This window comes from Streptomyces sp. NPDC088766 (assembly GCF_044750845.1).
Taxonomy (GTDB): Bacteria; Actinomycetota; Actinomycetes; order Streptomycetales; family Streptomycetaceae; genus Streptomyces.
In genome coordinates, this window is sequence record NZ_JBIVKQ010000002.1 from 234,617 (window position 1) to 257,792 (window position 23,176).

27 protein-coding genes and 2 pseudogenes are annotated in these 23,176 nt (G+C 72.5%); 16 read left to right on the forward strand and 13 right to left on the reverse strand.

Features of this window, described 5'->3' with window-relative positions; translation table 11 throughout:
• Positions 1 to 70 precede the first annotated feature (70 nt).
• Positions 71 to 1,522 (forward strand): MFS transporter, encoded by a 1,452-nt coding sequence (locus ACIP5W_RS03800; protein WP_401466233.1) that lies wholly within the window; start codon positions 71 to 73, stop codon positions 1,520 to 1,522.
• Positions 1,523 to 1,889: 367 nt separating this feature from the next.
• Here the strand turns inward: ACIP5W_RS03800 and ACIP5W_RS03805 are convergent, their stop codons facing one another.
• Together ACIP5W_RS03805 and ACIP5W_RS03810 are read right to left on the reverse strand one after the other, a co-directional pair.
• Positions 1,890 to 2,855 (reverse strand): FkbM family methyltransferase, encoded by a 966-nt coding sequence (locus ACIP5W_RS03805; protein ID WP_401466236.1) that lies wholly within the window; start codon positions 2,853 to 2,855, stop codon positions 1,890 to 1,892.
• 169 nt (positions 2,856 to 3,024) lie between these two features.
• Positions 3,025 to 3,588 carry an NAD(P)H-dependent oxidoreductase gene (locus ACIP5W_RS03810; protein ID WP_401466239.1) on the reverse strand — a complete coding sequence of 188 codons (564 nt, stop codon included), beginning with the start codon at positions 3,586 to 3,588 and terminating at the stop codon, positions 3,025 to 3,027.
• Between the two features lie 101 nt (positions 3,589 to 3,689).
• Here ACIP5W_RS03810 and ACIP5W_RS03815 point away from each other — a divergent pair, with 101 nt between their 5' ends.
• Together ACIP5W_RS03815 and ACIP5W_RS03820 are read left to right on the forward strand one after the other, a co-directional pair.
• Positions 3,690 to 4,373 (forward strand): TetR/AcrR family transcriptional regulator, encoded by a 684-nt coding sequence (locus tag ACIP5W_RS03815; protein ID WP_401466242.1) that lies wholly within the window; start codon positions 3,690 to 3,692, stop codon positions 4,371 to 4,373.
• A gap of 257 nt (positions 4,374 to 4,630) precedes the next feature.
• Positions 4,631 to 6,049 (forward strand): aldehyde dehydrogenase family protein, encoded by a 1,419-nt coding sequence (locus tag ACIP5W_RS03820; protein WP_401466245.1) that lies wholly within the window; start codon positions 4,631 to 4,633, stop codon positions 6,047 to 6,049.
• Between the two features lie 127 nt (positions 6,050 to 6,176).
• Here ACIP5W_RS03820 and trxA read toward each other — a convergent pair whose 3' ends face one another.
• Positions 6,177 to 6,554, reverse strand: coding sequence for a thioredoxin (trxA, locus tag ACIP5W_RS03825; RefSeq protein WP_401466248.1), 378 nt, complete (start codon positions 6,552 to 6,554; stop codon positions 6,177 to 6,179).
• Positions 6,555 to 6,703: 149 nt separating this feature from the next.
• On the opposite strand from trxA, the gene ACIP5W_RS03830 reads away from it, so the two are divergent.
• Positions 6,704 to 8,122 carry a dihydrolipoyl dehydrogenase family protein gene (locus tag ACIP5W_RS03830; RefSeq protein WP_401466251.1) on the forward strand — a complete coding sequence of 473 codons (1,419 nt, stop codon included), beginning with the start codon at positions 6,704 to 6,706 and terminating at the stop codon, positions 8,120 to 8,122.
• 34 nt (positions 8,123 to 8,156) lie between these two features.
• On the opposite strand, the gene ACIP5W_RS03835 is transcribed toward ACIP5W_RS03830, so the two are convergent.
• From ACIP5W_RS03835 to ACIP5W_RS03850, 4 genes are all read right to left on the reverse strand, one after another.
• A complete protein-coding gene (locus ACIP5W_RS03835) occupies positions 8,157 to 8,801 on the reverse strand; it encodes a peptide deformylase (protein WP_401466254.1) in 645 nt (214 codons plus the stop codon).
• A gap of 299 nt (positions 8,802 to 9,100) precedes the next feature.
• Positions 9,101 to 9,460 (reverse strand): tetratricopeptide repeat protein, encoded by a 360-nt coding sequence (locus ACIP5W_RS03840; protein WP_401466257.1) that lies wholly within the window; start codon positions 9,458 to 9,460, stop codon positions 9,101 to 9,103.
• A gap of 78 nt (positions 9,461 to 9,538) precedes the next feature.
• Positions 9,539 to 9,976 carry a MarR family transcriptional regulator gene (locus ACIP5W_RS03845; protein ID WP_401466260.1) on the reverse strand — a complete coding sequence of 146 codons (438 nt, stop codon included), beginning with the start codon at positions 9,974 to 9,976 and terminating at the stop codon, positions 9,539 to 9,541.
• The gene (locus ACIP5W_RS03850; RefSeq protein ID WP_401466262.1) at positions 9,973 to 10,509 is read right to left on the reverse strand and encodes a MarR family winged helix-turn-helix transcriptional regulator; all 537 of its coding nucleotides are present in this window, start codon (positions 10,507 to 10,509) and stop codon (positions 9,973 to 9,975) included. Before ACIP5W_RS03850 ends, ACIP5W_RS03845 begins: the two co-directional genes overlap by 4 nt.
• 87 nt (positions 10,510 to 10,596) lie before the next feature.
• Between ACIP5W_RS03850 and ACIP5W_RS03855 the strand changes: the two genes are divergently transcribed.
• The 5 genes from ACIP5W_RS03855 to ACIP5W_RS03875 all read left to right on the forward strand — a co-directional run bounded on the left by ACIP5W_RS03855 (position 10,597) and on the right by ACIP5W_RS03875 (position 14,384).
• Positions 10,597 to 10,953 (forward strand): zinc ribbon domain-containing protein YjdM, encoded by a 357-nt coding sequence (locus ACIP5W_RS03855; protein ID WP_401466265.1) that lies wholly within the window; start codon positions 10,597 to 10,599, stop codon positions 10,951 to 10,953.
• A 157-nt stretch (positions 10,954 to 11,110) separates the two neighbouring features.
• The gene (locus ACIP5W_RS03860; protein WP_401466268.1) at positions 11,111 to 11,452 is read left to right on the forward strand and encodes an ArsR/SmtB family transcription factor; all 342 of its coding nucleotides are present in this window, start codon (positions 11,111 to 11,113) and stop codon (positions 11,450 to 11,452) included.
• Positions 11,449 to 13,182: a SulP family inorganic anion transporter gene (locus ACIP5W_RS03865; RefSeq protein ID WP_401466271.1), complete on the forward strand. Its 1,734-nt coding sequence runs from the start codon at positions 11,449 to 11,451 to the stop codon at positions 13,180 to 13,182. The genes ACIP5W_RS03860 and ACIP5W_RS03865 overlap by 4 nt, the downstream gene beginning before the upstream one ends.
• A 256-nt stretch (positions 13,183 to 13,438) precedes the next feature.
• Complete coding sequence (locus ACIP5W_RS03870) at positions 13,439 to 13,864, forward strand: ATP-binding protein (protein WP_401466273.1); 426 nt, start codon at positions 13,439 to 13,441, stop codon at positions 13,862 to 13,864.
• A 169-nt stretch (positions 13,865 to 14,033) separates the two neighbouring features.
• On the forward strand, positions 14,034 to 14,384 hold the full coding sequence (locus ACIP5W_RS03875) for an ArsR/SmtB family transcription factor (RefSeq protein WP_401466276.1): 351 nt from the start codon (positions 14,034 to 14,036) through the stop codon (positions 14,382 to 14,384).
• 130 nt (positions 14,385 to 14,514) lie between these two features.
• Here ACIP5W_RS03875 and ACIP5W_RS03880 read toward each other — a convergent pair.
• Together ACIP5W_RS03880 and ACIP5W_RS03885 are read right to left on the reverse strand one after the other, a co-directional pair.
• Positions 14,515 to 14,682, reverse strand: a pseudogene (locus ACIP5W_RS03880) (thioredoxin-disulfide reductase); the annotation flags it as partial.
• Between the two features lie 43 nt (positions 14,683 to 14,725).
• Positions 14,726 to 15,139 carry an arsenate reductase ArsC gene (locus ACIP5W_RS03885; RefSeq protein WP_401466279.1) on the reverse strand — a complete coding sequence of 138 codons (414 nt, stop codon included), beginning with the start codon at positions 15,137 to 15,139 and terminating at the stop codon, positions 14,726 to 14,728.
• A gap of 90 nt (positions 15,140 to 15,229) precedes the next feature.
• Between ACIP5W_RS03885 and ACIP5W_RS03890 the strand changes: the two genes are divergently transcribed.
• The 3 genes and pseudogenes from ACIP5W_RS03890 to ACIP5W_RS03900 all read left to right on the forward strand — a co-directional run.
• Complete coding sequence (locus ACIP5W_RS03890; RefSeq protein WP_401466281.1) at positions 15,230 to 15,538, forward strand: ArsR/SmtB family transcription factor; 309 nt, start codon at positions 15,230 to 15,232, stop codon at positions 15,536 to 15,538.
• The gene (arsB, locus tag ACIP5W_RS03895) at positions 15,535 to 16,641 is read left to right on the forward strand and encodes an ACR3 family arsenite efflux transporter (RefSeq protein WP_401466284.1); all 1,107 of its coding nucleotides are present in this window, start codon (positions 15,535 to 15,537) and stop codon (positions 16,639 to 16,641) included. The genes ACIP5W_RS03890 and arsB overlap by 4 nt, the downstream gene beginning before the upstream one ends.
• A gap of 127 nt (positions 16,642 to 16,768) precedes the next feature.
• Positions 16,769 to 17,004: pseudogene (locus ACIP5W_RS03900) on the forward strand (NAD(P)-binding protein); the annotation flags it as partial.
• Between the two features lie 14 nt (positions 17,005 to 17,018).
• Here the strand turns inward: ACIP5W_RS03900 and ACIP5W_RS03905 are convergent.
• Genes ACIP5W_RS03905 through ACIP5W_RS03915 form a run of 3 tightly spaced genes read right to left on the reverse strand, consistent with a single transcriptional unit; the run spans position 17,019 to position 18,954 of the window.
• The gene (locus ACIP5W_RS03905; protein ID WP_401466287.1) at positions 17,019 to 17,984 is read right to left on the reverse strand and encodes a pirin family protein; all 966 of its coding nucleotides are present in this window, start codon (positions 17,982 to 17,984) and stop codon (positions 17,019 to 17,021) included.
• An 18-nt stretch (positions 17,985 to 18,002) separates the two neighbouring features.
• Positions 18,003 to 18,494, reverse strand: coding sequence for a hypothetical protein (locus ACIP5W_RS03910; protein WP_401466290.1), 492 nt, complete (start codon positions 18,492 to 18,494; stop codon positions 18,003 to 18,005).
• A 1-nt stretch (position 18,495) separates the two neighbouring features.
• The gene (locus tag ACIP5W_RS03915; RefSeq protein WP_401466293.1) at positions 18,496 to 18,954 is read right to left on the reverse strand and encodes an ATP-binding protein; all 459 of its coding nucleotides are present in this window, start codon (positions 18,952 to 18,954) and stop codon (positions 18,496 to 18,498) included.
• Between the two features lie 127 nt (positions 18,955 to 19,081).
• Here ACIP5W_RS03915 and ACIP5W_RS03920 point away from each other — a divergent pair, with 127 nt between their 5' ends.
• Together ACIP5W_RS03920 and ACIP5W_RS03925 are read left to right on the forward strand one after the other, a co-directional pair.
• Entirely contained in the window at positions 19,082 to 19,312 is a 231-nt protein-coding gene (locus tag ACIP5W_RS03920; RefSeq protein ID WP_401466296.1) for a DUF397 domain-containing protein, read from the forward strand.
• 132 nt (positions 19,313 to 19,444) lie between these two features.
• Positions 19,445 to 20,365 (forward strand): helix-turn-helix domain-containing protein, encoded by a 921-nt coding sequence (locus tag ACIP5W_RS03925; RefSeq protein WP_401466299.1) that lies wholly within the window; start codon positions 19,445 to 19,447, stop codon positions 20,363 to 20,365.
• A 34-nt stretch (positions 20,366 to 20,399) separates the two neighbouring features.
• Here ACIP5W_RS03925 and ACIP5W_RS03930 read toward each other — a convergent pair whose 3' ends face one another.
• Complete coding sequence (locus ACIP5W_RS03930; RefSeq protein WP_401466302.1) at positions 20,400 to 21,218, reverse strand: SAM-dependent methyltransferase; 819 nt, start codon at positions 21,216 to 21,218, stop codon at positions 20,400 to 20,402.
• Between the two features lie 209 nt (positions 21,219 to 21,427).
• On the opposite strand from ACIP5W_RS03930, the gene ACIP5W_RS03935 reads away from it, so the two are divergent.
• Positions 21,428 to 22,138: a transcriptional regulator gene (locus tag ACIP5W_RS03935; RefSeq protein WP_401466305.1), complete on the forward strand. Its 711-nt coding sequence runs from the start codon at positions 21,428 to 21,430 to the stop codon at positions 22,136 to 22,138.
• Positions 22,135 to 23,124 (forward strand): pyridoxal-phosphate dependent enzyme, encoded by a 990-nt coding sequence (locus tag ACIP5W_RS03940; protein WP_401466308.1) that lies wholly within the window; start codon positions 22,135 to 22,137, stop codon positions 23,122 to 23,124. The genes ACIP5W_RS03935 and ACIP5W_RS03940 overlap by 4 nt, the downstream gene beginning before the upstream one ends.
• The last annotated feature ends 52 nt before the right edge of the window (positions 23,125 to 23,176 follow it).

Consider the following 23,176-nt stretch of genomic DNA (forward strand, 5'->3'; position numbering starts at 1 on the left):
CATCCTTCGTCCGGAACACCCGGAACACCCGGAACACCCGGAACCCCCAGAGAAACCGAGGAGTCCGCCCATGGACGCCCCCCAGTCCACGGCCCGCGCGGGTGGCGTGGTGGCCACGCTCGCCCTCGCCGGCATCACGGCCGCGATCATGCAGACGCTGGTCACCCCGCTCATCGCCGAGCTGCCGCAGATCCTCGACACCTCGTCCTCGAACGCGGCCTGGGTCATCACGGTCACCCTGCTGGCCGCCGCGGTCTGCGTGCCGGTCGTGGGCCGCCTCGGCGACCTGCTGGGCAAGCGGCGCATGCTCCTGGCGTGCGCCGTGCCGCTGATCGTGGGCTCGGTGGTGTGCGCCCTCGCCTCCGACGTCGTCATGATGATCATCGGACGCGGGCTCCAGGGCATGGGGATGGGCATGCTGCCCCTCGGCATCGCCCTGCTCCGCGACGTCCTCCCGGCGGAGAAGCTCAGTTCCTCCATCGCCCTGGTCAGCGCCTCCATGGGCATCGGCGGCGGCCTCGGCCTGCCCATCGCCGCGGCGATCGCCCAGTACGCGAACTGGCGCGTCCTGTTCTGGGGCTCGGCCGGCATGGCCGTCGTCGTCACCCTGCTCATCTGGTTCCTGATCCCCGACGTGCCCGCCGCCGCCAAGGGACAGCGCTTCGACCTGCCCGGCGCGCTCGGCCTCGGCGCCGGCCTGGTCGCCCTGCTGCTCGCGGTCTCCAAGGGCGCCGACTGGGGCTGGGGTTCGGGCGTCACGCTCGGCCTGTTCGGCACCGCCGTCGTGGTCTTCGCGGCCTGGGGCTTCTGGGAGACGCGCACCGCCGACCCGCTGACCGACCTGCGTACCACCGCCCGCCCGCGGGTGCTGCTCACCAACCTCGCGTCCGTCTTCGTCGGCTTCGCGATGTACGCGAGCATGCTCGTCATGCCGCAGCTCCTCCAGTTCCCGGAGGCCACCGGCTACGGCCTCGGCCAGTCCATGCTCGCGACCGGCCTGTGGATGGCCCCCGGCGGCATCATGATGATGTTCGTCTCCCCGCTCGGCGGGAGGCTCACCAACGCCCGCGGCCCGAAGTTCACGCTCGTCTGCGGCGCGCTGGTCATCGCCGCCGGCTACGGCCTGTCCATGGCGCTGATGGGCTCCGCCTGGGGCCTGATGGTCGTCGGCATCGTCATCAACAGCGGTGTCGGCCTCGCCTACGGCTCGATGCCCGCCCTCATCATGAGTTCGGTCCCGCTGTCGGAGACCGCCGCCGCCAACGGCTTCAACACCCTCATGCGGTCGCTGGGCACCTCGATCGGCGCCGCCGTCATCGGCGTGATCCTGGCCCAGATGACGACCACCATGGGCGGCCACACCCTCGCCTCCGAGGACGGCTTCCGCACCGCGCTCCTCGTCGGCGGCGCCCTCGCCCTGGTCTCCGCGGCCATCGCGTCCGTCATCCCCGCCGCCCGCCCGGCCGACTCCGGCACGGAGGAGCCCCGGCAGGCCTCCGAGCCCGAGCGGGCCGAGGTCTAGGACGTGTCTGAGCAATTCCCGCCGGGCGCGCGGCGCCATGCACGCCTCCCCCCGGAGGGGGGACACCCACTGGCCGCACCGGGCCCCGACCCCAGTACGTCCCGTACGAGGATCAGGGTCCGGTGCACCGAGAGCACGCGCCTGACGCCGCACGGCCCGCCCTCCGGGCGGACGGCGGGAAGGTGACGACGGGCCTTGGCGCACAGGTCCAGGCAGGGTGCGGGGCCCGCCGTCCCGAGCCTCCGCACCCGCCGCAGGGCTCACCGGACCGCGGTGCCCTCCGCGGTCCCCGCCGGCCGGGCGCTGAGCCCGCCGGCCCCGCCCCGCCCGGAGACCGACGGCGGCGCCGCCGCCACGAGCCGGCCGGCTACGGCTTGGGGGCCGCGTCCGCGCGCATCAGCACGCAGTCGAACTCGATCACCCGGCCGGTGGTCGCCTCACGGGTCACCGGGTACATGCCCGTGATGCCGAACCCGGCCGCCTCGTACGTCGCGACGGCCTCGCCCATGCCCGGGCTGCCCTCGTACAGCCGCAGCACCGCGACCTCGGACTGCATGCCGACGAACTCCTCGATTCGTCTCCCGGCCCCGGCGAACACCTCCAGGTCGTAGCCCTGGGTGTCCATCTTCAGATAGGGGCGCGGATCGGCCAGGCCCTCCAGCGCCTCGTCCATGACCTCGTCGAGCCGGCGGACGCGGATCTCCTCGGTGTCGGACGTGCCGAACCGGCTGTACCGGTCCCTGCCGTAGTCGCTGGGCCCCAGCAGGGAGTTCATGGTCTTCCAGCCGGTGTGGATCTCGGCGGTCGTCTCCGCACGGCCCAGTCCGCACCGGTACACGTGCCAGTCGGGGTCCTGCGCCGCTGCCCTCTCCAGCTCGGCGAACGTCTCCGAGGTGGGTTCGAACGACACGATCCGCCCGGTGTAGCCGAGCCGGCGCAGCCGACGGGCGTACTGGCCGCTGTTGGCGCCGACGTCGAAGACGCAGTTCGCGTCGTACAGGGCGAGCATGGCGGCGACGTGCTGGGCGCACAGGTACTCGGCCGCCGCGAGTTGCAGCTTGCGTTCGTCGCGCCGGGCCGCCCCGTCCATGAGCAGCAGCGCACCGGTCCCGCCGAGCCGGACGGCGCTGGCGTCCGCGTGGTCGGCTGCACCGTCCTTCGCCCGCCGGACGATCCAGGTGCCCTTGCCGGCACCGGTGACCGTCAGCGGGGTGGCGGACCGGGACACCAGCGCCGTCCCCGGGGCGATGTCGCTCACCTGGACGCCGATCCGGGGCATCAGCCGCAGGAGTCGTCGATAAAAGGTCTGCATCCCGCCAGCCCTATCAGACATGGCCGGGTGCGGTCCCCCCGTTGAACGACATTCGCCGCCGCGGTCAACCGCCTTCTTGCATACGGCGCGTCCGGGGGCCTTTTCCTGACTTCGAGCGCTCTCCAGCGCCCAGCGTCGCCGGTGTCGTCGGTGTCGCCAAGCCAGATCGGGCGGCCGGGCGGCCGGACGGTCAGGCGGCCACGGTCTCGCTCGCGTGGCCGTGCAGGCGGGCCACGACCTCGGTCAGCTGCGCGGCGACCTCGGCGTCGTCGACCGGGTGGGTTTCGGCGAAGCGGGTCAGGGAGCCGGGGATGGAGAGCTTGAGGTCCTCGATCACCTTGCCGCCGGCGATGCCCACGGCCTTGCGGGCCTCGTCCTGCGCCCACACGCCGCCGAACTGGCCGAAGGCGGTGCCGACCACGGCGGCCGGCTTGCCACCGAAGGCACCGGCGCCGTACGGGCGGGACAGCCAGTCGATGGCGTTCTTCAGGACGGCGGGGATGGTGCCGTTGTACTCGGGGGAGAACAGCAGGAAGGCGTCGGAGGCCTGAGCGGCCTCACGCAGCTTGGCGGCGGCGGCCGGGACGCTGCCCTCGACGTCGAGGTCCTCGTTGTAGAACGGGATGTCGGCCAGGCCTTCGAACAGGTCGACCTGCGCGCCCTCCGGAGCGACCTTGACGGCCGCCTCGGCGAGCTGGCGGTTGGTGGAACCGGCGCGGAGGCTGCCGACGAGCGCAAGGATGCGGACAGACATGGGTTACTCCCAAAGGGCTGGAACAGTGCGGTGACAATCCGGACCGAGGTCCGTTTACAAGTTCTAGCACTCCAACCGGACCGCGGTCCAGTTTCTTCCCGGTGCTTTACGCTGAGTTCATGTCCGCCGCCCTGCCTCCCTTCCCCGGCCCCGAGACGCCCCTCGGCGAACCCGAACTGCTGCAGCTCGGAACGGCCGGGGACGAGCCGTGTCTGCGTGCCGACGCGGCCCGCAACCGCGCCCGGCTGCTGGACGCCGCCGCCCGGCTGGTCGCCGCGCACGGCGCGGCCGGGGTCACGATGGAGGCGGTGGCCGCCGCGGCGAACGTCGGCAAGGGGACGGTCTTCCGCCGCTTCGGCGACCGCACCGGACTGCTGACGGCACTGCTCGACCACTCCGAGCGGAAGTTCCAGGCGGCCTTCCTCGGCGGGCCCCCGCCGCTCGGGCCCGGCGCCGCGCCGGTGGAGCGGCTGCGGGCGTTCGGGATCGCCTACCTGCGCCGCGCGATCGACGAGCTGGACCTGCTGCTGGCGGCCGAGCCCGGACCGGACCGCCGCTACACCGGCCCCGTCCACCGTCTGCACCACGGTCATCTCGCGCTGCTGCTGCGGCGGGCGGTACCGGACGCCGACCCGGACCTGCTGGCCCACACCCTGCTGGGCTACCTCAACCCGCCCCTGATCCACCACCTGGTCCGTCAGTGCGCAACCCCACCGACCCGCCTGGAAACCGGCTGGACCGACCTGGTGGACCGGGTCACGGGCGCCCGCGGCGAGGACCACTGACGAAGAACACGACGCGAACCGGACATCACGGCCGGGGCCGGGGAACGGGCACCCGAGGACCGTGACCGCTCGTCCCGCCCGGCGGACGACTACGATGTTGCACGCTCAATCAGACGGGGACGCGTTCGGTGCCGGCGCAACTCGCCCGGCCGTTGCAGAGCCCGCGTCCCGCCGCGCGGCCGCCCCAGTGGCGGCGCACCACCCGGGACCTGCGCCCCCCCCGGAAGGTCCCGCGGGTCACTGATCGGAGAGCCGTCATGCCGTTGCTCGACCCCACCGCCCGGCAGTTCCGCAGTCTGTCCGGCCCCGTGCATCCCGTCACCGAGCCCGCCACCGGGGACACCCTCGGCACGGTGGTGCTGGCCGACGCGCAGGACGTGGCCCCGGCCGCGCAGGCCGAGTGGGCCCGCGTCCCCCACTTCGTCCGCGCCGCGGTGCTGCGCAAGGCCGGAGACCTGTTCGCCGCGCACGCGGACGAACTGCGCGAGTGGCTCGTGCGCGAGTCCGGTTCCGTCCCCGGCAAGGCCGACTTCGAACTGCACGTCGCCGCCCAGGAGTGCTACGAGGCCGCCGCCCTCGCCTCCCGCCCGGCCGGCCAGGTCCTGCCCAGCGAGACGCCCCGGCTGTCGTACACCCGCCGCGTCCCCGTGGGCGTCGTCGGTGTGATCTCCCCGTTCAACGCCCCGCTGATCCTGTCCATCCGCTCGGTCGCGCCGGCCCTGGCGCTCGGCAACGCGGTCCTGCTGAAGCCGGACCCGCGCACGGCGGTGTGCGGCGGACTGTCGTTGGCCGCGGTGTTCGCCGAGGCCGGTCTGCCCGAGGGACTGCTGCACATCCTGCCGGGCGGCGCCGAGACGGGCGCGGCCCTGGTGGCCGACCCGCGCGTCCCGGTGATCTCCTTCACCGGTTCCACCGCGGCGGGCCGGGCGGTCGGCGAGGCCGCCGGCCGTCACCTCAAGCGCGCCCATCTGGAACTCGGCGGGAACTCCGCCCTGATCGTCCTGGAGGACGCCGACCTCGACGCGGTGATCTCCACGGCCGCCTGGGGTTCCTTCTTCCACCAGGGCCAGATCTGCATGACCACCGGCCGCCACCTCGTGCACGCCTCGCTCCACGAGGAGTACGTGGAGCGGCTGGTGGCGAAGGCCGACGCCCTGGCCGTGGGTGACCCGCACCGCGAGCAGGTCCACCTCGGCCCGCTCATCGACGTCGGTCAGCTCCGCAAGGTGCACGGCCTGGTGGAGGCGAGCACGGCGGCCGGCGCGAAGCTGGCGGCCGGCGGCACGCACGAGGACCTGTTCTACCGCCCGACCGTCCTGGCGGACGTCGACGACCGCACCCCCGCCTACGCGGAGGAGGTCTTCGGACCGGTCGCCCCGGTCCGCGCCTTCGCCACCCCGGACGAGGCCGCCGCACTGGCCGGGGCGAGCTCCTACGGCCTGTCCCTGGGGATCGTCACCCGCGACACGGCCCGCGGCCTCGACCTGGCCGAGCGCATCCCGACCGGCATCGTGCACATCAACGACCAGACGGTCAACGACGAGGCCGTGGCGCCGTTCGGCGGGGTCGCCGCCTCCGGCACCGGTGCCCGCTTCGGCGGCGAGGCCAACCTGGAGGCCTTCACCGACGTGCGCTGGACGACGGTGCGCGGGGACGTGGCGCCGTACCCCTTCTAGCCCGGCACCCCCTCCAGCCCGGCACCCCTTCCAGCCGGAACCGGCCCGGAAGCCCGCCGGGACCGGCCCCCGCGTGTTTCCGGCCCGGGCCGTGCTTTCGGGAGGGCCGCAGGGCGGGACCCGCAGGTCACTCGCCCTGGGCGGCCTGCTGCTCCTCGACGGACCTGCGGACCTCGTCCATGTCCAGCTTGCGGGCCTGTCCGATGACGTCCGTGAGGGCGGCCTCGGGCAGGGCGCCCGGCTGCGCGAACACGGCGACCCGGTCGCGGACGATCATCAGGGTCGGGATCGACTGGATGCCGAAGGCCGCGGCCAGTTCCGGCTGGGCCTCGGTGTCGACCTTGCCGAAGACGAGGTCGGGGTTCTCCTGGGCCGCCTTCTCGTAGACCGGGGCGAACTGACGGCACGGCCCGCACCATGACGCCCAGAAGTCGATCAGGACGAAGTCGTTGTCGGTGACCGTCTGGTCGAAGTTCTCCTTGGTGAGCTCCATGGTGCTGCTCATGGCGTCATTCCCTCTTCCCGTGTTCCCGTGCTTCCTGCCGGGTCCTCCCGGCATGGGGTGAAGCCGCCCGCGTCAACACGGCCGGCCGGTCGCGTATTCCGCGCCCTACCCGTGTGGCCACCCCGCACACCACCCACCAGACTGACCCCATGACGGAAACGGAAACCATCGCGTACGACGTCGTGGTGCTCGGGGCCGGGCCCGTGGGGGAGAACGTGGCCGACCGCACCCGCGCGGCAGGCCTCACCACCGCGGTCGTGGAGAGCGAACTGGTCGGCGGCGAGTGTTCCTACTGGGCGTGCATGCCCAGCAAGGCCCTGCTGCGCCCGGTCATCGCCCAGGCCGACGCCCGACGCCTGCCCGGCCTGCGCCAGGCGGTGCAGGGCCCCCTCGACGCGGCCGCGGTCCTCGCCCACCGCAACTACTACACCTCCGACTGGCAGGACGACGGCCAGGTCGGCTGGCTCGACGGCATCGGCGCCGACCTCTACCGCGGCCACGGCCGCCTGACCGGCCCGCGCACGGTGACGGTCGGCGACAAGGTCCTGACCGCCCGGCACGCCGTCGCCGTGTGCACCGGCACCCGGGCCGTCCTGCCCGACCTGCCGGACCTCGCCGAGGTCAGGCCGTGGACCAGCCGTGAGGCGACGAGCGCCCAGTCCGTGCCCGGTCGCCTGGTGGTCGTCGGCGGCGGCGTGGTCGCCACCGAGATGGCCACCGCCTGGCAGGCCCTCGGCTCCCGGGTCACCCTCCTGGTGCGCGGCAAGGGGCTGCTCAACCGCATGGAGCCGTTCGCCGGCGAACTGGTCGCCGAGGCGCTCACCGCGGCCGGCGTCGACGTGCGGACCGGGACCTCGGTGACGTCGGTGACCCGCACGGACGGCACGGTCGTGGTCGTCACCGGCGCCGGCGACCGGATCGAGGCCGACGAGATCCTCTTCGCCACCGGCCGCGCCCCGCGCACCGACGACATCGGCCTCGACACCGTCGGCCTGGAGCCGGGTTCGTGGCTGCCGGTCGACGACAGCCTGCGCGTCGTGGGCAACGACTGGCTCTACGCGGTCGGCGACGTCAACCACCGTGCCCTGCTCACCCATCAGGGCAAGTACCAGGCCCGTATCGCCGGTGCCGCGATCGCCGCCCACGCCTCGGGGGAGACGGACCTGGACGCCGGTCCGTGGGGAGCCCACGCGGCCACCGCCGACCACGCCGCCGTCCCGCAGGTCGTCTTCACCGACCCGGAGGCCGCCGCGGTCGGCCTCTCCTTCGCGGAGGCGGAACAGGCCGGACACCGGGTCCGCGCCGTCGACGTCGACCTCTCCTCGGTCGCCGGGGCGGGCCTGTACGGCGAGGGCTACAAGGGCCGCGCCCGCATGGTCGTCGACCTGGAGAACGAGGTCCTGCTCGGTGCCACCTTCGTGGGCCCCGGCGTCGGCGAACTGATCCACTCGGCGACCGTCGCCGTCGTCGGCCAGGTCCCCGTAGCCCGCCTGTGGCACGCCGTACCGTCCTACCCGACGATCAGCGAGGTGTGGCTGCGCCTGCTGGAGGCGTTCCGCGACAACTGACGGTCCGGCAGCGACGTCCGGCAGCGACGTCCGGTTACGGCAGCCCGAAGCCCAGCGCGCGGGCTGCCTGCTCCGGCGTCGGCTGCGCCCACCGGCGCGCCACCGTCTCGTTGGCCGACAGCGAGCGCAGCTCGGCCCGGTCCAGGTAGAGCAGGCCGTCGAGGTGGTCCGTCTCGTGCTGCACGATCCGTGCGGGCCACCCGCCGAACACCTCGTCCAGCGCCCGGCCCGTCTCGTCCTGGCCGGTCAGCCGCACCTCGGCGGGCCGGGCCACCACCGCCTGCCAGCCGGGCACGCTCAGACAGCCCTCGAAGAAGGCGGCACGACCGGAACCCACCGGCGCGTAGGCGGGGTTGACCAGGACCCGGAACGGCTGCGGCACCCGGCCGCGGGCCGCCCGCACCTCCTCCGGCACCGGCGCCGGGTCCTCGATCACCGCGATCCGCAGCTCCACGCCGACCTGAGGCGCGGCCAGGCCCACCCCCGGCGCCGCGCGCATGGTGACGCGCAGCGCCTCGACGAAGCGCGCCAGCAGGGCGGGGCCGAGCTGACCGTCGTAGCGCTCGGTGCCGGTGCGCAGGACCGGGTCGCCGGCCGCCACGATCGGCAACGGGCCGCCGGCGGCGAGGAGTTCCTCGACCCGCTCGGCAAGAGGTGCGCGGAAACTGGGAGATGCCATCCCGTCAGCATGCCACGACCACGGCGCCTGTGACGCAGGTCACCGGAGCGGCCGGGAACTCGGCGGGGCCGCGGTCCGACTACTGGTCCGTCACGGCTGATGCGTCCCCACGGGCCGTGCCTTCAAGGGCCGTGCCCCCACCGGCCACGTCCCCATCGACCGCGTCCCCGCGACGACGTCCCCACCGACCACGCCCCACGACCACGGGAGAAACCCGTGTGTCCACCGCCGGGCCGCTCCCCGCCGTGCCGGACCCTTCGTCCGGGCCCGGCCTGCGGGGCCCGCCGCGAGCCCGTGTGTCAGGCCTCCTCGAAGTCACCCGTCAGCGCCGAGGCGATCCGCAGGTGCGGGCCCGCCTCCGCGTGCCGGCCCTGCCGCTCCAGGGTGCGGCCCAGCATCAGCCGGGCGTACTGCTCCACCGGGTCGCGCTCCACGATGGCGCGCAACTCGTTCTCGGCGCGGCCGAGTTGAGCCGAGTGGTAGTAGGCGCGGGCCAGCAGCAGCCGCGGTCCGGTCTGCTCCGGCACCTCCTCGACCAGCCCGGCCAGGACCCGCGCGGCGGCGGTGTACTCCTTGGCGTCGAAGAACAACCGCGCGCGCTCCCAGCGCTCGGCCGGCGTTCCGTGGGCGTAGTACTCGGTGTCGTAGGTCGTGTCCACTCGTGGCCTCCTTCGCGTCGCACAACCGCCACCGATGGTTGAAAATTCCACCAGTACGGCCGGGGTCGCTCCGCGGGTTCACATGGCGGCCAGTTCCGCGTCCGCCCGTTCGGTGATCAGGGCGAGCACCCGTCCGGCGACGGCCCGGTCCTCGGCGGGGATGCCGGCGTGGATCCGGGCCGAGACCGCGCCCGACTCGGCGCTCACGGTCTCGTACAGCGCGCGCCCGGCGTCCGTGGCGCGGACGGTCCCGCCGTCGGCCGACACCAGGCCCTTGGCCAGCAGTTGGTCGACGACGGCGTGCACCTCGGCCCGGTCGGCCTTGAGGGAGGCCGCGACCAGGGCGACGAGCGCCTCCCGTGCGAGGGGCTGGTCGGCCACGACGACCGACCGGAGGGTGATCTGCTGCGGGAACGTGGCGTCGTGGCGGCTCAGGACGCGTTCGAGGACGGCGCGGGCGGCGTAGTGGGCCAGGCCGATGACGCGGCTGTCGAAGGGAGGTGCGGTGGCGGTCATGACGTCCCCTTGTCGCTCTGGTCGTGGTGGTCGCTGTCGTCGTTCCCGTCCGCGGTGGTCTCCGCGGTGCTGTCGTACGGAGGTTCCAGAGGCGTGTCGAGCAGGAGCGCCAGTTCGCCCGTGAACGTGCGGGTGCGAGTGCTGTCCAGGCCGCCGAGCGGTTCCGTCAGCCGCTCCAGCAGCGCGTGCACCACCTTGACGGCCCGGCGGGTGACGTCCTCGCCCTGTTCGGTCAGTGTCAGCTGGACCGCGCGCGGATCGCGCGGATCACGGGTGCGCTCGATCAGTCCGGCGGACTCCAGGGCGCGGGCCAGCTTCGACACGTACAGCGGTTCCAGCCCGGTGTGGTCGGCGAGGCGCCGTTGGCTGGGGCGCTCACCGGCGCGCCGCATGCCGTGCAGCGACGCGACGATCGCGTACTGCGCGTGGGTGAGGCCGAGCGGTGCCACCGCCCGGTCCACCGCCACGCGCCACTTCGTGGACAGCCGCCACACCAGATAGCCGGGCGTGGCCCCTTCGGAACCCATGCTCATGGGCCGTACAGTACATGGCCATTATGTACATGGCTACTGTATTGCCGGCCCGCCGGTGCCACGCCGTGTGCCGGATACGCTGGCGCGGTGAACGAGAACCTTCCTCCCTGTCCGAAGTGCTCCTGCGAGTACACCTACGAGATGAACGCCCTGGTGGTGTGCCCGGAGTGCGGCCACGAACGGGTGCCCGCCGAGAGCGGCGCGGATGCCGGCGGCCCCGCGGAGCGGGTCGTCAGGGACTCCGTCGGCAATGTGCTGACGGACGGCGACACGGTGGTCGTCGTCAAGGCCCTGAAGGTCAAGGGCAGTCCGTCGGGCATCAAGGCCGGCACCAAGGTGCGCGGCATCCGGCTGGTCGAGGGGGTCGACGGCCACGACATCGACTGCAGGATCGACGGGTTCGGTGCGATGCAACTGAAGTCGAGCGTGGTCAAGAAGGGCTGACCCTCCCCTCTCCGGGAAATCCACGGCACCCTCACCGGATGCAGAATTGCAAAATTTAGCAATTGGTTAGATGCTGGATTTACTGTGCTCGCAGACAGTGGTGGGCGCGGCCCGCGCCCGCCCCGGTGGGGCGCCGTCGAGGAGAACCGAGGAGTCCGTGTCCGTTCCGCTGTACCAGGCCAAGGCCGAGTTCTTCCGCATGCTGGGTCATCCGGTACGCATCCGGGTCCTGGAGCTGCTCCAGGACGGCCCCGCACCGGTGCGCGACCTGCTGGCCGCCATCGGGGTGGAACCCCCCAGCCTGTCCCAGCAACTGGCGACCCTGCGCAGGTCGGGCATCGTCACCGCGACGCGGGAGGGCTCGACGGTCGTCTACGCGCTGGCCGGCGGCGACGTCGCCGACCTGATGAAGGCCGCACGCCGGATCCTCACCGACGTGCTCACCGGGCAGCACGAGCTGCTGGCCGAGCTGCGGGAAGGCGAGGTCACCGCGCGATGACGGCCGTCCCCATCCGGATCCGGCGCCGGATCGCCGCCCTGCTCCCCGGCCGCGGCGACCTGGCGGAACTGCGCCGCGACCCCCGCCGGGACCTGCTCGCGGGCCTGACCGTGGCGATCGTCGCACTGCCCCTCGCCCTCGGATTCGGCGTCTCCTCCGGACTCGGCGCCGAGGCGGGCCTGGCGACCGCGGTCGTCGCCGGCGCGCTCGCCGCCGTGTTCGGCGGCTCGAACCTGCAGGTGTCCGGTCCGACGGGTGCGATGACCGTGGTGCTCGTGCCGATCGTCGCCGCTCACGGCCCCGCCGGGGTACTGACCGTCGGGCTCATGGCCGGCGCGATGCTGGTCGCCCTCGCCCTGCTCAAGGCCGGCAAGTACATGCAGTACGTGCCCGCCCCCGTCGTCGAGGGCTTCACCCTCGGCATCGCCTGCGTGATCGGCCTGCAACAGATACCGAACGCGCTCGGCGTGCCCAAGCCGGAGGGCGACCGCGTCCTCGTGGTCACCTGGCGTGCCGTGGTGGAGTTCGCCAGGACACCGAACTGGACCGCCGCCGCCCTCGCCCTGGCCGTCGCCGCCGCGATGCTGGCCGGCGCCCGCCTGCGGCCCACGATCCCCTTCTCCGTCCTCGCCGTGATCGCGGCCACCGCCGTGGCCCGGGTGGCCGGCCTGGACGCGGCGGAGCCGATCGGCGACCTGCCGTCCGGCCTGCCCGCGCCCTCCCTCTCCTTCCTCGACCCGGGCGCCCTCGGCTCCCTGCTCGCCCCCGCCGTCGCGGTCGCGGCCCTGGCCGCCCTGGAGTCGCTGCTGTCGGCCTCGGTCGCCGACGGCATGACGGTCGGCCAGCGCCACGATCCCGACCGCGAGCTGTTCGGCCAGGGCCTGGCCAACATCGCCGCCCCGCTGTTCGGCGGCGTGCCCGCCACCGGGGCCATCGCCCGCACCGCGGTCAACGTCCGCAGCGGCGCCGGGTCCCGGCTCGCCGCCCTCACCCACGCGGCGATCCTCGCCGTCATCGTGTTCGCCGCCGCGCCCCTCGTCTCCGCGATCCCGCTCGCCGCGCTCGCGGGCGTGCTCCTGGCCACCGCCATCCGCATGGTCGAGGTCGGCTCGCTGCGGGCGATGGCGCGGGCCACCCGCTCCGACGCGCTGATCCTGGTCCTCACCGCCGTCGCGACCCTCGCGCTCGACCTCGTGTACGCCGTGATCATCGGCCTGGCCGTCGCGGGCGTCCTCGCCCTGCGCGCGGTGGCCAACGAGGCCCGTCTCGAAGAGGTCCCGCTCGACCGGGGCGACCACAGCACCGAGGAACACCGGCTGCTCGCGGAGCACATCGTGGCGTACCGCATCGACGGACCACTGTTCTTCGCCGCCGCCCACCGCTTCCTGCTGGAACTGGCGGAGGTCGCCGACGTACGCGTCGTCATCCTGCGCATGTCCCGCGTGACCACCGTCGACGCCACCGGCGCCCTCGTCCTCAAGGACGCGGTGGACAAGCTCCACCGGCGCGGCATCGTCGTCATGACGTCCGGGATCCGCGCCGGCCAGCGGCAGGTCCTGGACTCGGTCGGCGCGCTGGAACTGCTGCGCCTGGAGGGCCGCGAGTACGCCGACACGCCGGAGGCGATCCGGGCCGCCCACACCTACCTGGAGCGCGCCGGCCTCATACCGTCCCCGCACGGCCGGCGGGCCCGGCCGCTCGGCGAGGAATCGGAGAGGACCGCCGGATGAGCACTCCGCCCGCATCACCGCGAGCCGCCGGGGCCCGCGGTGCCACGTCCCCCCGGCCGCCGGAAGGCGGCACGCCCGGACGGCGCGCGCACACGCGCCGGGAGCCGGCCGCCGCGGCCACCGCGACGGCCGGGGACAGGGAAGACGCCCCCGTCCGGTGCGTCCTCGCCCACGGGACCCGCGGCCCGTACGACGCCCTGTCACGCCCGCGCCCCACGACGGTGCCCGTGTCCCGCACGGCCCCTGCGGAGCGCTCGTGACGTTCACCCGGCTCGAAGCCCTGCCCCACCGGCACGTGCTCACGCTGCTCACCGTGCCGTCCGCGGTCCGTACCGCCAGGGAGACCGCCCAGCAGGCCCTGACCGAGTGGGGGACAAGCCTGCGCCACCCCACCGTCGACCCGGCCCTGCTGATCCTCGGTGAGCTGGTCACCAACAGCGTCCGGCACGCCGCGGCGCTCTCCCCGCAGCTGACGGTCCTCTACGCGGCCGGCGAGGACACCCTGGCCTTCGCCGTGCACGACCGCCACCCCTGTCAGCCCCTGCTGTACGGCGCGGCCGCCGGCGGGACGGGCGGGCCGGCCACCGTCATGGAGCTGACCCTCGGGCTCGGCGGCACCGCGGTCGTGCGCACCGACGCCGACGGCCAGGGCAAGAGCATCTGGATCACCCTTCCCCTCTGACCGGACGACGAGGACCGGCCCACGGCCCCGTGACGTCCCGTACGGAGTTGCTAATCTTGGCAATTGTCGAGGTGGTCACCGCTCTGCACGGTGCTACCAGCGGGTGGATGCGATGCGCCGCGGACCGGCCGGTACGGCCGTGCTGCTCCGCCGGGAAGGGGACGGCACGATGAGTACGCCGCTGTACCAACTGAAGGCCGAGTTCTTCAAGACGCTGGGCCACCCCGCGCGCATCCGCGTCCTGGAGCTGCTGAGCGAACGCGAGCACGCGGTGGCGGAGATGCTGCCCGAGGTGGGCATCGAGCCGGCCCACCTGTCGCAGCAGCTCGCCGTGTTGCGCCGGGCGAACCTGGTGGTGACCCGCAAGGAGGGCTCGACCGTGTACTACTCGCTGACCAGCCCGTACATCGCCGAGCTGCTCCGGGTCGCGCGGACCATCCTGTCCGGGGTGCTGGCCGGTCAGGCCGAACTGCTCGCCGATCTGCAGGCCGCCCGCACCCGGGGGGAACCGCCGTCCTGACGGCGGGCCCCGGAACCGCCGACAGGCCTGGCGGCCGCCGACCGGCGTCACGACCACTCCGCCTCGTACCCGGGGCACGCGCTCGGCGCCGTCCGGTCTCCTCGTGAGAAGAGGGGTCGGGCGGGCGCCGTCAGACGGCGGCGACGGCCGCAGCGGCTCCGGGCGCGTCGGCAAGGGCCGCGCGGTACCGCGCGGCGTCCGGGACCGCCGCGCGGCCGGAGCCGGCTGCGATGATCGCCTGACGGCAGGTGTGGTCGACGACGTGGTCCGCGCCGAAGACGCCGGGGACGTTCGTGCGGTGATGACGTTGCGTACGTCCGCGGTCGTTTCGGTCGCCGTGCTCACACCTGCGGCTCCGGCGCGATCTCCTTGATCAGGCCCTCGACCAGCACCTTGATCTCGTCACGGATCGGGCGTACGGCCTCGACGCCCCGGCCCGCCGGGTCCTCCAGCCGCCAGTCCAGGTACCGCTTGCCGGGGAAGACCGGGCAGGTGTCGCCGCAGCCCATGGTGATGCAGACGTCCGACTCCTTGACGGCGTCGACCGTGAGCACCTTCGGGACCTCGGCGGAGATGTCGATGCCGACCTCGCGCATGGCCTCGACGGCGGCCGGGTTGACCTCGGCGCCAGGGTCGGAGCCGGCGGAACGGACCTCGACGCGGTCCCCGGCCAGGTGGGTCAGCCACGCGGCGGCCATCTGGGAACGGCCGGCGTTGTGGACGCAGACGAAGAGCACGGAGGGCTTGTCGGGCATCGAGGTCTCTCTTGTCTCACGACGGCATCAGGCGCGGATGAGTTCAGCACCAGGTGGTGTCAGCCACCACTGATGTGAAAATATCAGTCCATGATGACGTCAGTCGACACTGATCTGATGCGGGTCCTCGCCGACCCGCTCCGCCTCCGGGTCGTCACCCTTCTCGCCAAGGAGACGCTCTGCTCCACGCACCTGATCGAGGAGACCGGTGCGAAGCAGACCAACCTCTCCAACCACCTGAGGGTGCTGCGCGAGGCCGGGGTGGTCGAGACGGAGCCGTGCGGCCGGTACACCTACTACAAGCTGCGCCCCGACGTCATCGCCCAGCTCGCCGGTCAGTTCGCCGACCTGGCCGAGTCCGCTCGCGACGCAGCCGAGAACAAGAGGGCCTGTCCGTGACCCCCACCGAAGCATCCGCGGCCGTAGAAGAGTCGTCGGTCGTCGCGAAGCTGTCGACGCTCGACCGCTTCCTCGCCCTCTGGATCCTCATCGCCATGGCTGTCGGCCTCGGCCTCGGCCGAGCCGTTCCGGGGCTGAACGACGCCCTCGCCGAGGTCGAGATCGGCGGCATCTCCCTGCCGATCGCCATCGGCCTGCTGATCATGATGTATCCGGTCCTGGCCAAGGTCCGCTACGACAGGCTCGACGCCGTCACCGGCGACCGCAGGCTCATGACCTCGTCGCTGGTCGTCAACTGGATCGTCGGCCCCGCGGTGATGTTCGCGCTGGCCTGGATCTTCCTGCCCGACCTGCCCGAGTACCGCACCGGCCTGATCATCGTCGGGCTCGCCCGCTGCATCGCCATGGTCGTCATCTGGAACGACCTCGCGTGCGGCGACCGCGAGGCGGCAGCCGTCCTGGTCGCCCTCAACTCGGTCTTCCAGGTCCTGGCGTTCGGCCTGCTCGGCTGGTTCTATCTCGACCTGCTGCCCGGCCGGCTGAACCTGGGCGACGGCGAGCACCTCGACATCTCCATGGGGAAGATCGCCCTGAACGTGGTCGTCTTCCTCGGCATCCCCCTGCTGGCCGGCTTCCTCACCCGCCGCATCGGCGAACAGAGGCTCGGCCAGGAGAAGTACGAGTCGAACTTCCTGCCGAAGATCGGCCCGTGGGCGCTGTACGGCCTGCTCTTCACGATCGTCGTCCTCTTCGCCCTGCAGGGGAAGACGATCACCTCCCGGCCGCTGGACGTGGCCCGCATCGCACTGCCGCTTCTGGTGTACTTCGCGGTGATGTGGTTCGGCACGTTCGCCCTCGGCAAGGCCATCGGCCTGGCCTACGACCGCACCGCCACACTCGCCTTCACCGCGGCGGGCAACAACTTCGAGCTGGCCATCGCGGTCGCCATCGCCACCTTCGGCGTCACCTCCGGCCAGGCCCTGTCCGGCGTCGTCGGACCACTCATCGAGGTACCGGTCCTGGTGGCGCTCGTCTACGTCTCGCTGGCCTGGCGCAACAAGTTCGTCCCGTCCGCGCCGGCCACCCCGGGAGGGGACCGCTGACGCGCCGCTTCTACAGCCGCGCACGGGGAGCGACCGGCACGGCCACGCCCCGCACCGCTCGGTGCACGACGTGCACGACGTGTACGACGTGCGGGGCGGCGCGGGCGACATGACGCGGTAGGCCGACGTGGTGGTGATCGGCGGCGGCCAGGCGGGGCTCGCCGCCGGCCACCACCTGCGCCGCCAAGACCTGGACTTCGTCGTCCTCGACGCCCGGGCCATCTCCGGCGGGGCCTGGCAGCACACCTGGGAATCGCTGCACCTGCCTCCCCTGCCGCCTTCTCCTGCCTCCCCGGCCGCCTCATGCCGGCACAGCCGGGCGAGGAGTACCCGGATGCCGGGCACGTGGTGGCGTACCTGTCAGGCGTTCCCCCGGGTCAGCGCACCCTTCCGCGGGGTTTCAACGGCACCGGGGGCAGCTCGGGCGCGGGGAGCGGACGGCCGTCGTAGCCCTTCACCTCGCCGAAACGTGCTCCCTTCATCCAGTCCTCGCGGGCCTGTTCGATCTCGGCCTGGGAGCGGGCGACGAAGTTCCACCACATGATCAGCTCTTCGTCGAAGGGCTCGCCGCCGAGGAGCATCACCGCGGCGTCGGACTCGGCGCGCAGGGGCAGTTCACGGCGACCGCAGCCGAGGTAGAGCATGGAGCCCGGCAGTACGGGGACACCGTCCACGTGCACCTCGCCGGACATCGCCAGGACGCCGTACTCGAAGTCGGGGACGAGCGGCAGCCGGACGTCGGTGCCGCGGGCGAGCGCCAGGTCGGCACCCACGATCGGGGTGTACGTGGTGCCGGGCGAGGTCGCGCCGTCGAGGTCGCCCAGGATCACGGTCGCGGTGAGGCCGGGGGCCGTGACCGTGGGCAGCGTGGCGTGGTGCTCGAAGTGCGGGTCGGTGTGCCGGTGGGCGTCGGGCAGGGCGACCCAGAGCTGGGCGCCGTGCAGGGTGGGGGCGTGTGACCTGGGGCTCTCCTCGGAGTGGCTGATCGCCCGCCCCGACGTCATCAGGCCCAGTTCGCGGGGGCGGATCGTCCGGAGGCTGCCGGTGGAGTCGCGGTGCAGCACCTCGCCCTCGTGCAGCCAGCTGACGGTCTGGAGACCGATGTGCGGGTGCGGCGGGACCTGCATGCCCGGCTCGTCGGCGATGTCGTCGGGGCCGTAGTGGTCGACGAACGCCCAGGCGCCGATCATGCGCCGGCCGAGGTTCGGCAGCAGCCGGCGTACCTCGGTCGACTCCCCGAGCCGGACGTGCCGGGGACTCAGCAGTTCCCGCACGGGCTCGGCGACGACGAATCCGCGTCCGCCGCACACGCTGGGCACGGGCGAACGGTCAAGGTTGCTCATGACCCACAACCTAACGGGTCACCGGTCGGTCAGGGCGGCGGCGAGTTCCCTGCTGGCGCGGACGATCTCGTGGTCCGGTTCGTCGAGCAGGTGGCGCAGTACGCCGCGCTGGGCGCGGACGGCGTGGCGCGCGTCGCGTTCCCACTCCACGTACTTCTCGCGGTGGCGCAGCAGCTTGGGGTAGGCGGCGGCGGTGGTCTCCCACTGCCGGGCGTCGGCGATGCTCCTGAGCAGGTGCAGTATCTCGACGCGGCAGCTGACCTGCGGGAGCCGGACGAGTTCCCAGAGGAAGGGCACCGTGGCGGCCGTCGCCTGGCCCACCACGAAGCCGTACTGGCAGATGCGCCGGCGCAGTTGGCCGAGGGCGGGCCCGGCGGTGTCGGCGTCGCCGCGGGCGACGGTGGTCAGCAGGACCGGGATGGCTTCGGCGGACCCGGTCGAGTCGGCCATCTCGGGCCAGGGGACGCCTCCCAGGTCCTCGAGCGGCGTGGATCTCTTGATGGCGGTCATGTCAGGTGTGGATGCGGGTCGGGAGCATGGCCCAGACGGTCTTGCCCACCGGGGAGCGGCGGGTCCAGCCCCAGTGCTCCGAGAGGGCCTCGATGATGTGCAGTCCCCGGCCGTGCTCCAGCAGGGAATCCCCGGCGCGCGGGTAGACGGGCAGGTCGTCGCTCGGGTCGGTGACGGCGCACACCAGGTGGGAACGGCGCAGCGAGAGCCTGAGCCGCACGTCCCCGGCGCCCTCGGAAGGGTCCGGCAGGGCGTGCAGGACGGCGTTGGCCGCGAGTTCCGTGACGACGGTCAGGGCGTCGTCGGCACAGTGCTCCAGTGACCAGCCGTCCAGGGTGCGGTGGGTGAACTCCCGTGCCGCGGCGAAACCCTCCCGGCAGCCCGAGAGGTGCAGCACGGCTGTTCTGGGCGAGTCGTGGACGACGGACTCGTGACTCCGGAACTGCGCAGGTGATGGCACGGCATCTCCCTGAGGCAACGTCAGTACGGGGCAGCAGAAGTGCAGTTGACGACAGGGCTATTATCCACGCTGACGATGTCCTCGTGCAATTTCACGGGAAATTGCGCGTACTGGCGAGGAGAGTGCAGTGTCGTCGGTGCCGAACGGAGTCCGGGCGAGCGTGCTCGGCGCCCGCTGGATAAAGAGCAGTCACAGCAATGCCGAGGGCAACTGTGTCGAGGTGGCCGTCCTGGACGGGGGAGGGGTCGCGATGCGCAACTCCCGTGACCCGGAGGGTCCGGCACTGGTCTACACGCCGGCCGAGGTGGCGGCGTTCGTGGCAGGGGCGAAGGACGGGGAGTTCGACCACCTGCTGTGACGGTCTGCGGCCACCTGTGCCGGGGCGGCGCGGACGGACTCAATTCCCCTGCGGCGTGCGGTCGGTGGCCTTCGGGTGCGACAATGGAGTTTGTCCTCCGCATGTCAACGCAAGCCGGAACGGGGAGTCAGGATGTCTGCCGATTCGCCTCGCGTCTCCCGCCTCGAACCGTATCTGAACCGGGCCGAGCCCGCCCCGACCTTGCTGAAAATGCTGGTCGGCGTGCAGCTGGCGGGTATCCGTGAGGGTGCCGGGCTGTCCCAGGACCAGGCCGCGCGGGCGCTCGGGTTCAGCCCGGCGAAGCTGTCGCGGATAGAGGCGGGCAAGGGGCGCCGTCCTCCCACGGAGACCGACGTCCGCGCACTCCTCGACCTGTACGGGACGGATGCCTACGAGGCCTCCGTCCTGCTCCAGTTGCTGCGGCGGGCGGGGGAGCCGGGCTGGTGGCAGCGGTACGACAAGCGGCTGATGCCCGAGTGGTTCGACCGGCTGGTGGGACTCCAGGAGGCGGCCACCGCCATCCGTACCTTCGAGATCCAGTACGTGCCGGGGCTGCTGCAGACCTCGGCGTACACCCGGGCCGTCGTCGAGCGGGGCCTGCCGACGGCGCCCGCCCGTGAGGTGGAGCGCCGGGTGGAACTGCGCATGCGCCGCACCCAGCTCCTGGAGCGGCCGGACGCCCCGCAACTGTGGGCCGTCGTCGACGAGTCGGTGCTCCTGCGGGTGCTCGGCGGCCGCGAGGTGATGCGGGAGCAGCTCGACCACCTGGTGCGGATGGCCTCGCTGCCCCATGTGACCGTGCAGGTCGTGCCGTTGGACGTCACCCACGCGTCCGCGCCGGCGATCCCGGTGACCTATCTGCGGTTCGGAGGCTCCGACCTGCCCGATGTCGTCTACCTCGAGCAGATCAGGAGCGCCACCTTCCTGGAGGACCAGGACGAGACGGAGGAGTACCGGGTCACGCTGGACCGGCTGGCCGACGAGGCGCTCGATCCGCGGGAGTCCCTCGCGCTCCTGCGCGAGACGGCGGAGACCCGTTACCGAACCCCCTGACCCCGGCGTCCGGGGGCAGGGGGTTCGGCGCCGGTCAGGGGAGCCGGGCCACGCCGCCGAACTCGATCCACTCCCGGGTGAGCTGACGGGGCGTCACCTCGGTGTCCGGCCGCCAGGTGGAGACCTCCACCAGGCCGGGGTCGAGGATCTCCAGACCCTCGAACAGCGCTTCCACGTCCTTCTCCGTGCGCACCCGGCCCCAGTGGCCCTGCGTGGCCTGGTCCATGAAGTTCGTGACGAACTCGCGAACCTCCGGGTCCTCGCTGACCAGTTGGCACATCACCAGGAAGCTGCCCGGCGCGAGGCGTTCGGCCACGCGGCGGACCACTGCCGGCGGCCCGTCGGTCTCGCTGTCCGGGATGCAGTGGAAGACCGAGTTGAACAGCACGGCCACCGGCTCCGAGAAGTCGATCAGACGCTCGGTGTCGGGGTGGGTGAAGATCGCCTCGGTCTCGCGCATGTCGGCGTGTATGACCGTGGTGCGCCGGTCCTGCTCCAGCAGGGCACGGCCGTGGACGAGCACCATCGGATCGTTGTCGACGTAGACGACGTGTGCGGTCTGGTCGATGCTCTGCGCGACCTGGTGCACGTTGTTCTGCGTGGGCAGGCCCGACCCGTGGTCGAGGTACTGCCGTATGCCGTACTCCTGTGTCAGGGTCCGTACGACCCGCTGCAGGAAACGCCGGTTGTTCAGGGCGAGGGCGCGCGTGCTGGGGACGACCTTGTCGAGTTCCTCGCACGCCGCGCGGTCCGCCGCGTAATTGTCCTTGCCGCCCAGATAGTGGTCGTACATGCGCGCGGCCGTCGGAACCGCGGCATCGATCGACGTGGACAGCTGCTTTCCAGGCTGCATCTCTTCCCCCAGTGCGGGCCCGCGCCGAGGGCTGGCGCGGTTGGCAACCCATCCTAGAGATACGGCAATTGGCGATGCCACCCCTTGATCTCCCGCGATCTCCCGCTTCCCGTGAAGGTTCGGCGGGCCCGGACAGCTTCTGGATTTCCAGTCCAACACTTGGAACCATGGTCTAATGGGGGGACGGGACACAGAGGGGAAACCGCACGGTGGACGAGGACTTTCGGACCGGACCTGCCCGCGATGCCGAACGGGACGCCGTCCTGCGCGCCCTCGTGCCCGTCGTGGACGGCGTCGCGGCCACCTTCGGGCCGGTGTGCGAGGTGGTGCTGCACGACTACCGGCGTCCGGAGAACTCCGTGGTCGCCGTCGCCGGGGAGGTGACCGGGCGGGCCGTCGGCGGCGCGATGAGCGAGATCGGCCTGCGCGTCCTCGCCCGCGGTGACGACGCCGACGACGAACTGAACTACGTCACCCGTACCGCCACCGGCCGGACGGTGAAGTCCTCGACGATGGTGCTGCGCGACTCCGCCGGCACGGTGTTCGGCGCCCTGTGCGTCAACGTGGACGTCACGGAGGTCGGCCGCGCGCAGACCCTCCTCGCCGCACTTGCCGGGGCCGCCGGCCCGTCCGCGGACGCGCCCGTGACCACCTTCGGCGACGACATCGACTCCGTCGTCGACACCCTCCTCGACACCCACCTGCCGCGCGACCTGACCTGGGCCGGTCTGGACAGGCCCCGGCGCCTCGCTCTCTTCCGCGCCCTGGACGAACGTGGCGTGTTCGCCGTGCGCAGGGCGATCGAGCAGGTCGCCGCCCGCCTCGGCATCTCCCGCGCCTCCGCCTACAGCTACCTGTCCCAGGCCCGGACGGCCACCGGACCCGAACCGCACCCCACCTCCGAGGGAGCCCGCCCGTGACGACCACACCCCTGCCGATCACCCTGGACGACGTCCGTGACGCGGCCGCCCGGCTGAAGGGAGTCGCCCACCGCACCCCCGTCCTGCGCTCCCGCACCCTCGACGCGCTCGTCGGCTCCGAAGTCCTCCTGAAGTGCGAGAACTTCCAGCGGGTCGGTGCCTTCAAGTTCCGCGGCGCCTACAACGCCGCCTCCCGGCTCACCCCCGCGCAGCTCGCGCACGGCATCGCCGCCTACTCCTCCGGCAACCACGCCCAGGCCGTCGCCCTCGCCGCCCGGGAACTGGGCACCACCGCGGTGATCGTCATGCCCGACGACGCCCCGCGCTCCAAGCGGCAGGCGACCGAGGGGTACGGCGCCGAGATCGTGACCTACGACCGCTACGGCGGCGACCGGGTGGCCATCGCCGAGGCCCTGGCCGCCGAGCGGGGCCTGACCGTCATCCCGCCCTACGAGCACCCGCACGTCATGGCGGGACAGGGCACCGCGGCCCTCGAACTCTTCGAGGAGGTAGGCGAGTTGGGGGCGCTGCTGGCGCCCGTCGGCGGTGGCGGACTCGTCGCGGGCAGCGCCACGGCGGCCAAGGCGCTGTACGAGGGGATCCGGATCGTCGGCGTCGAGCCGGAGGCCGGTGACGACACCAGGCGGTCGCTGGCGGCGGGCCGGCGCGTCGAGATCCCGGTGCCGCGCACCATCGCCGACGGCCAGGCCCTGCACACGCCCGGTGAACTCACCTTCTCGGTGAACCGGCGGCTCGTCGACGAGATCGCGCTGGTCTCCGACGACGAGATCCGCGCGGCCATGCGGTTCGCCTTCGAACGCCTGAAGATCGTGGTCGAGCCGAGCGGCGCCACCCCGCTGGCCGCCCTGCTCTTCGGCCGGACCGGACCCCTGCCGGACCGGGTCGGGGTGATCGTCTCGGGCGGCAACATCGACGCCGGACGCTTCGCCCGGCTCTGCGGCGAAGGCGCGCGGGACGGCGCCTGAGGAAGATCCACGAGGACGTCCGGAGATGCCCGAGGGCGCCCGGGGACGCCGG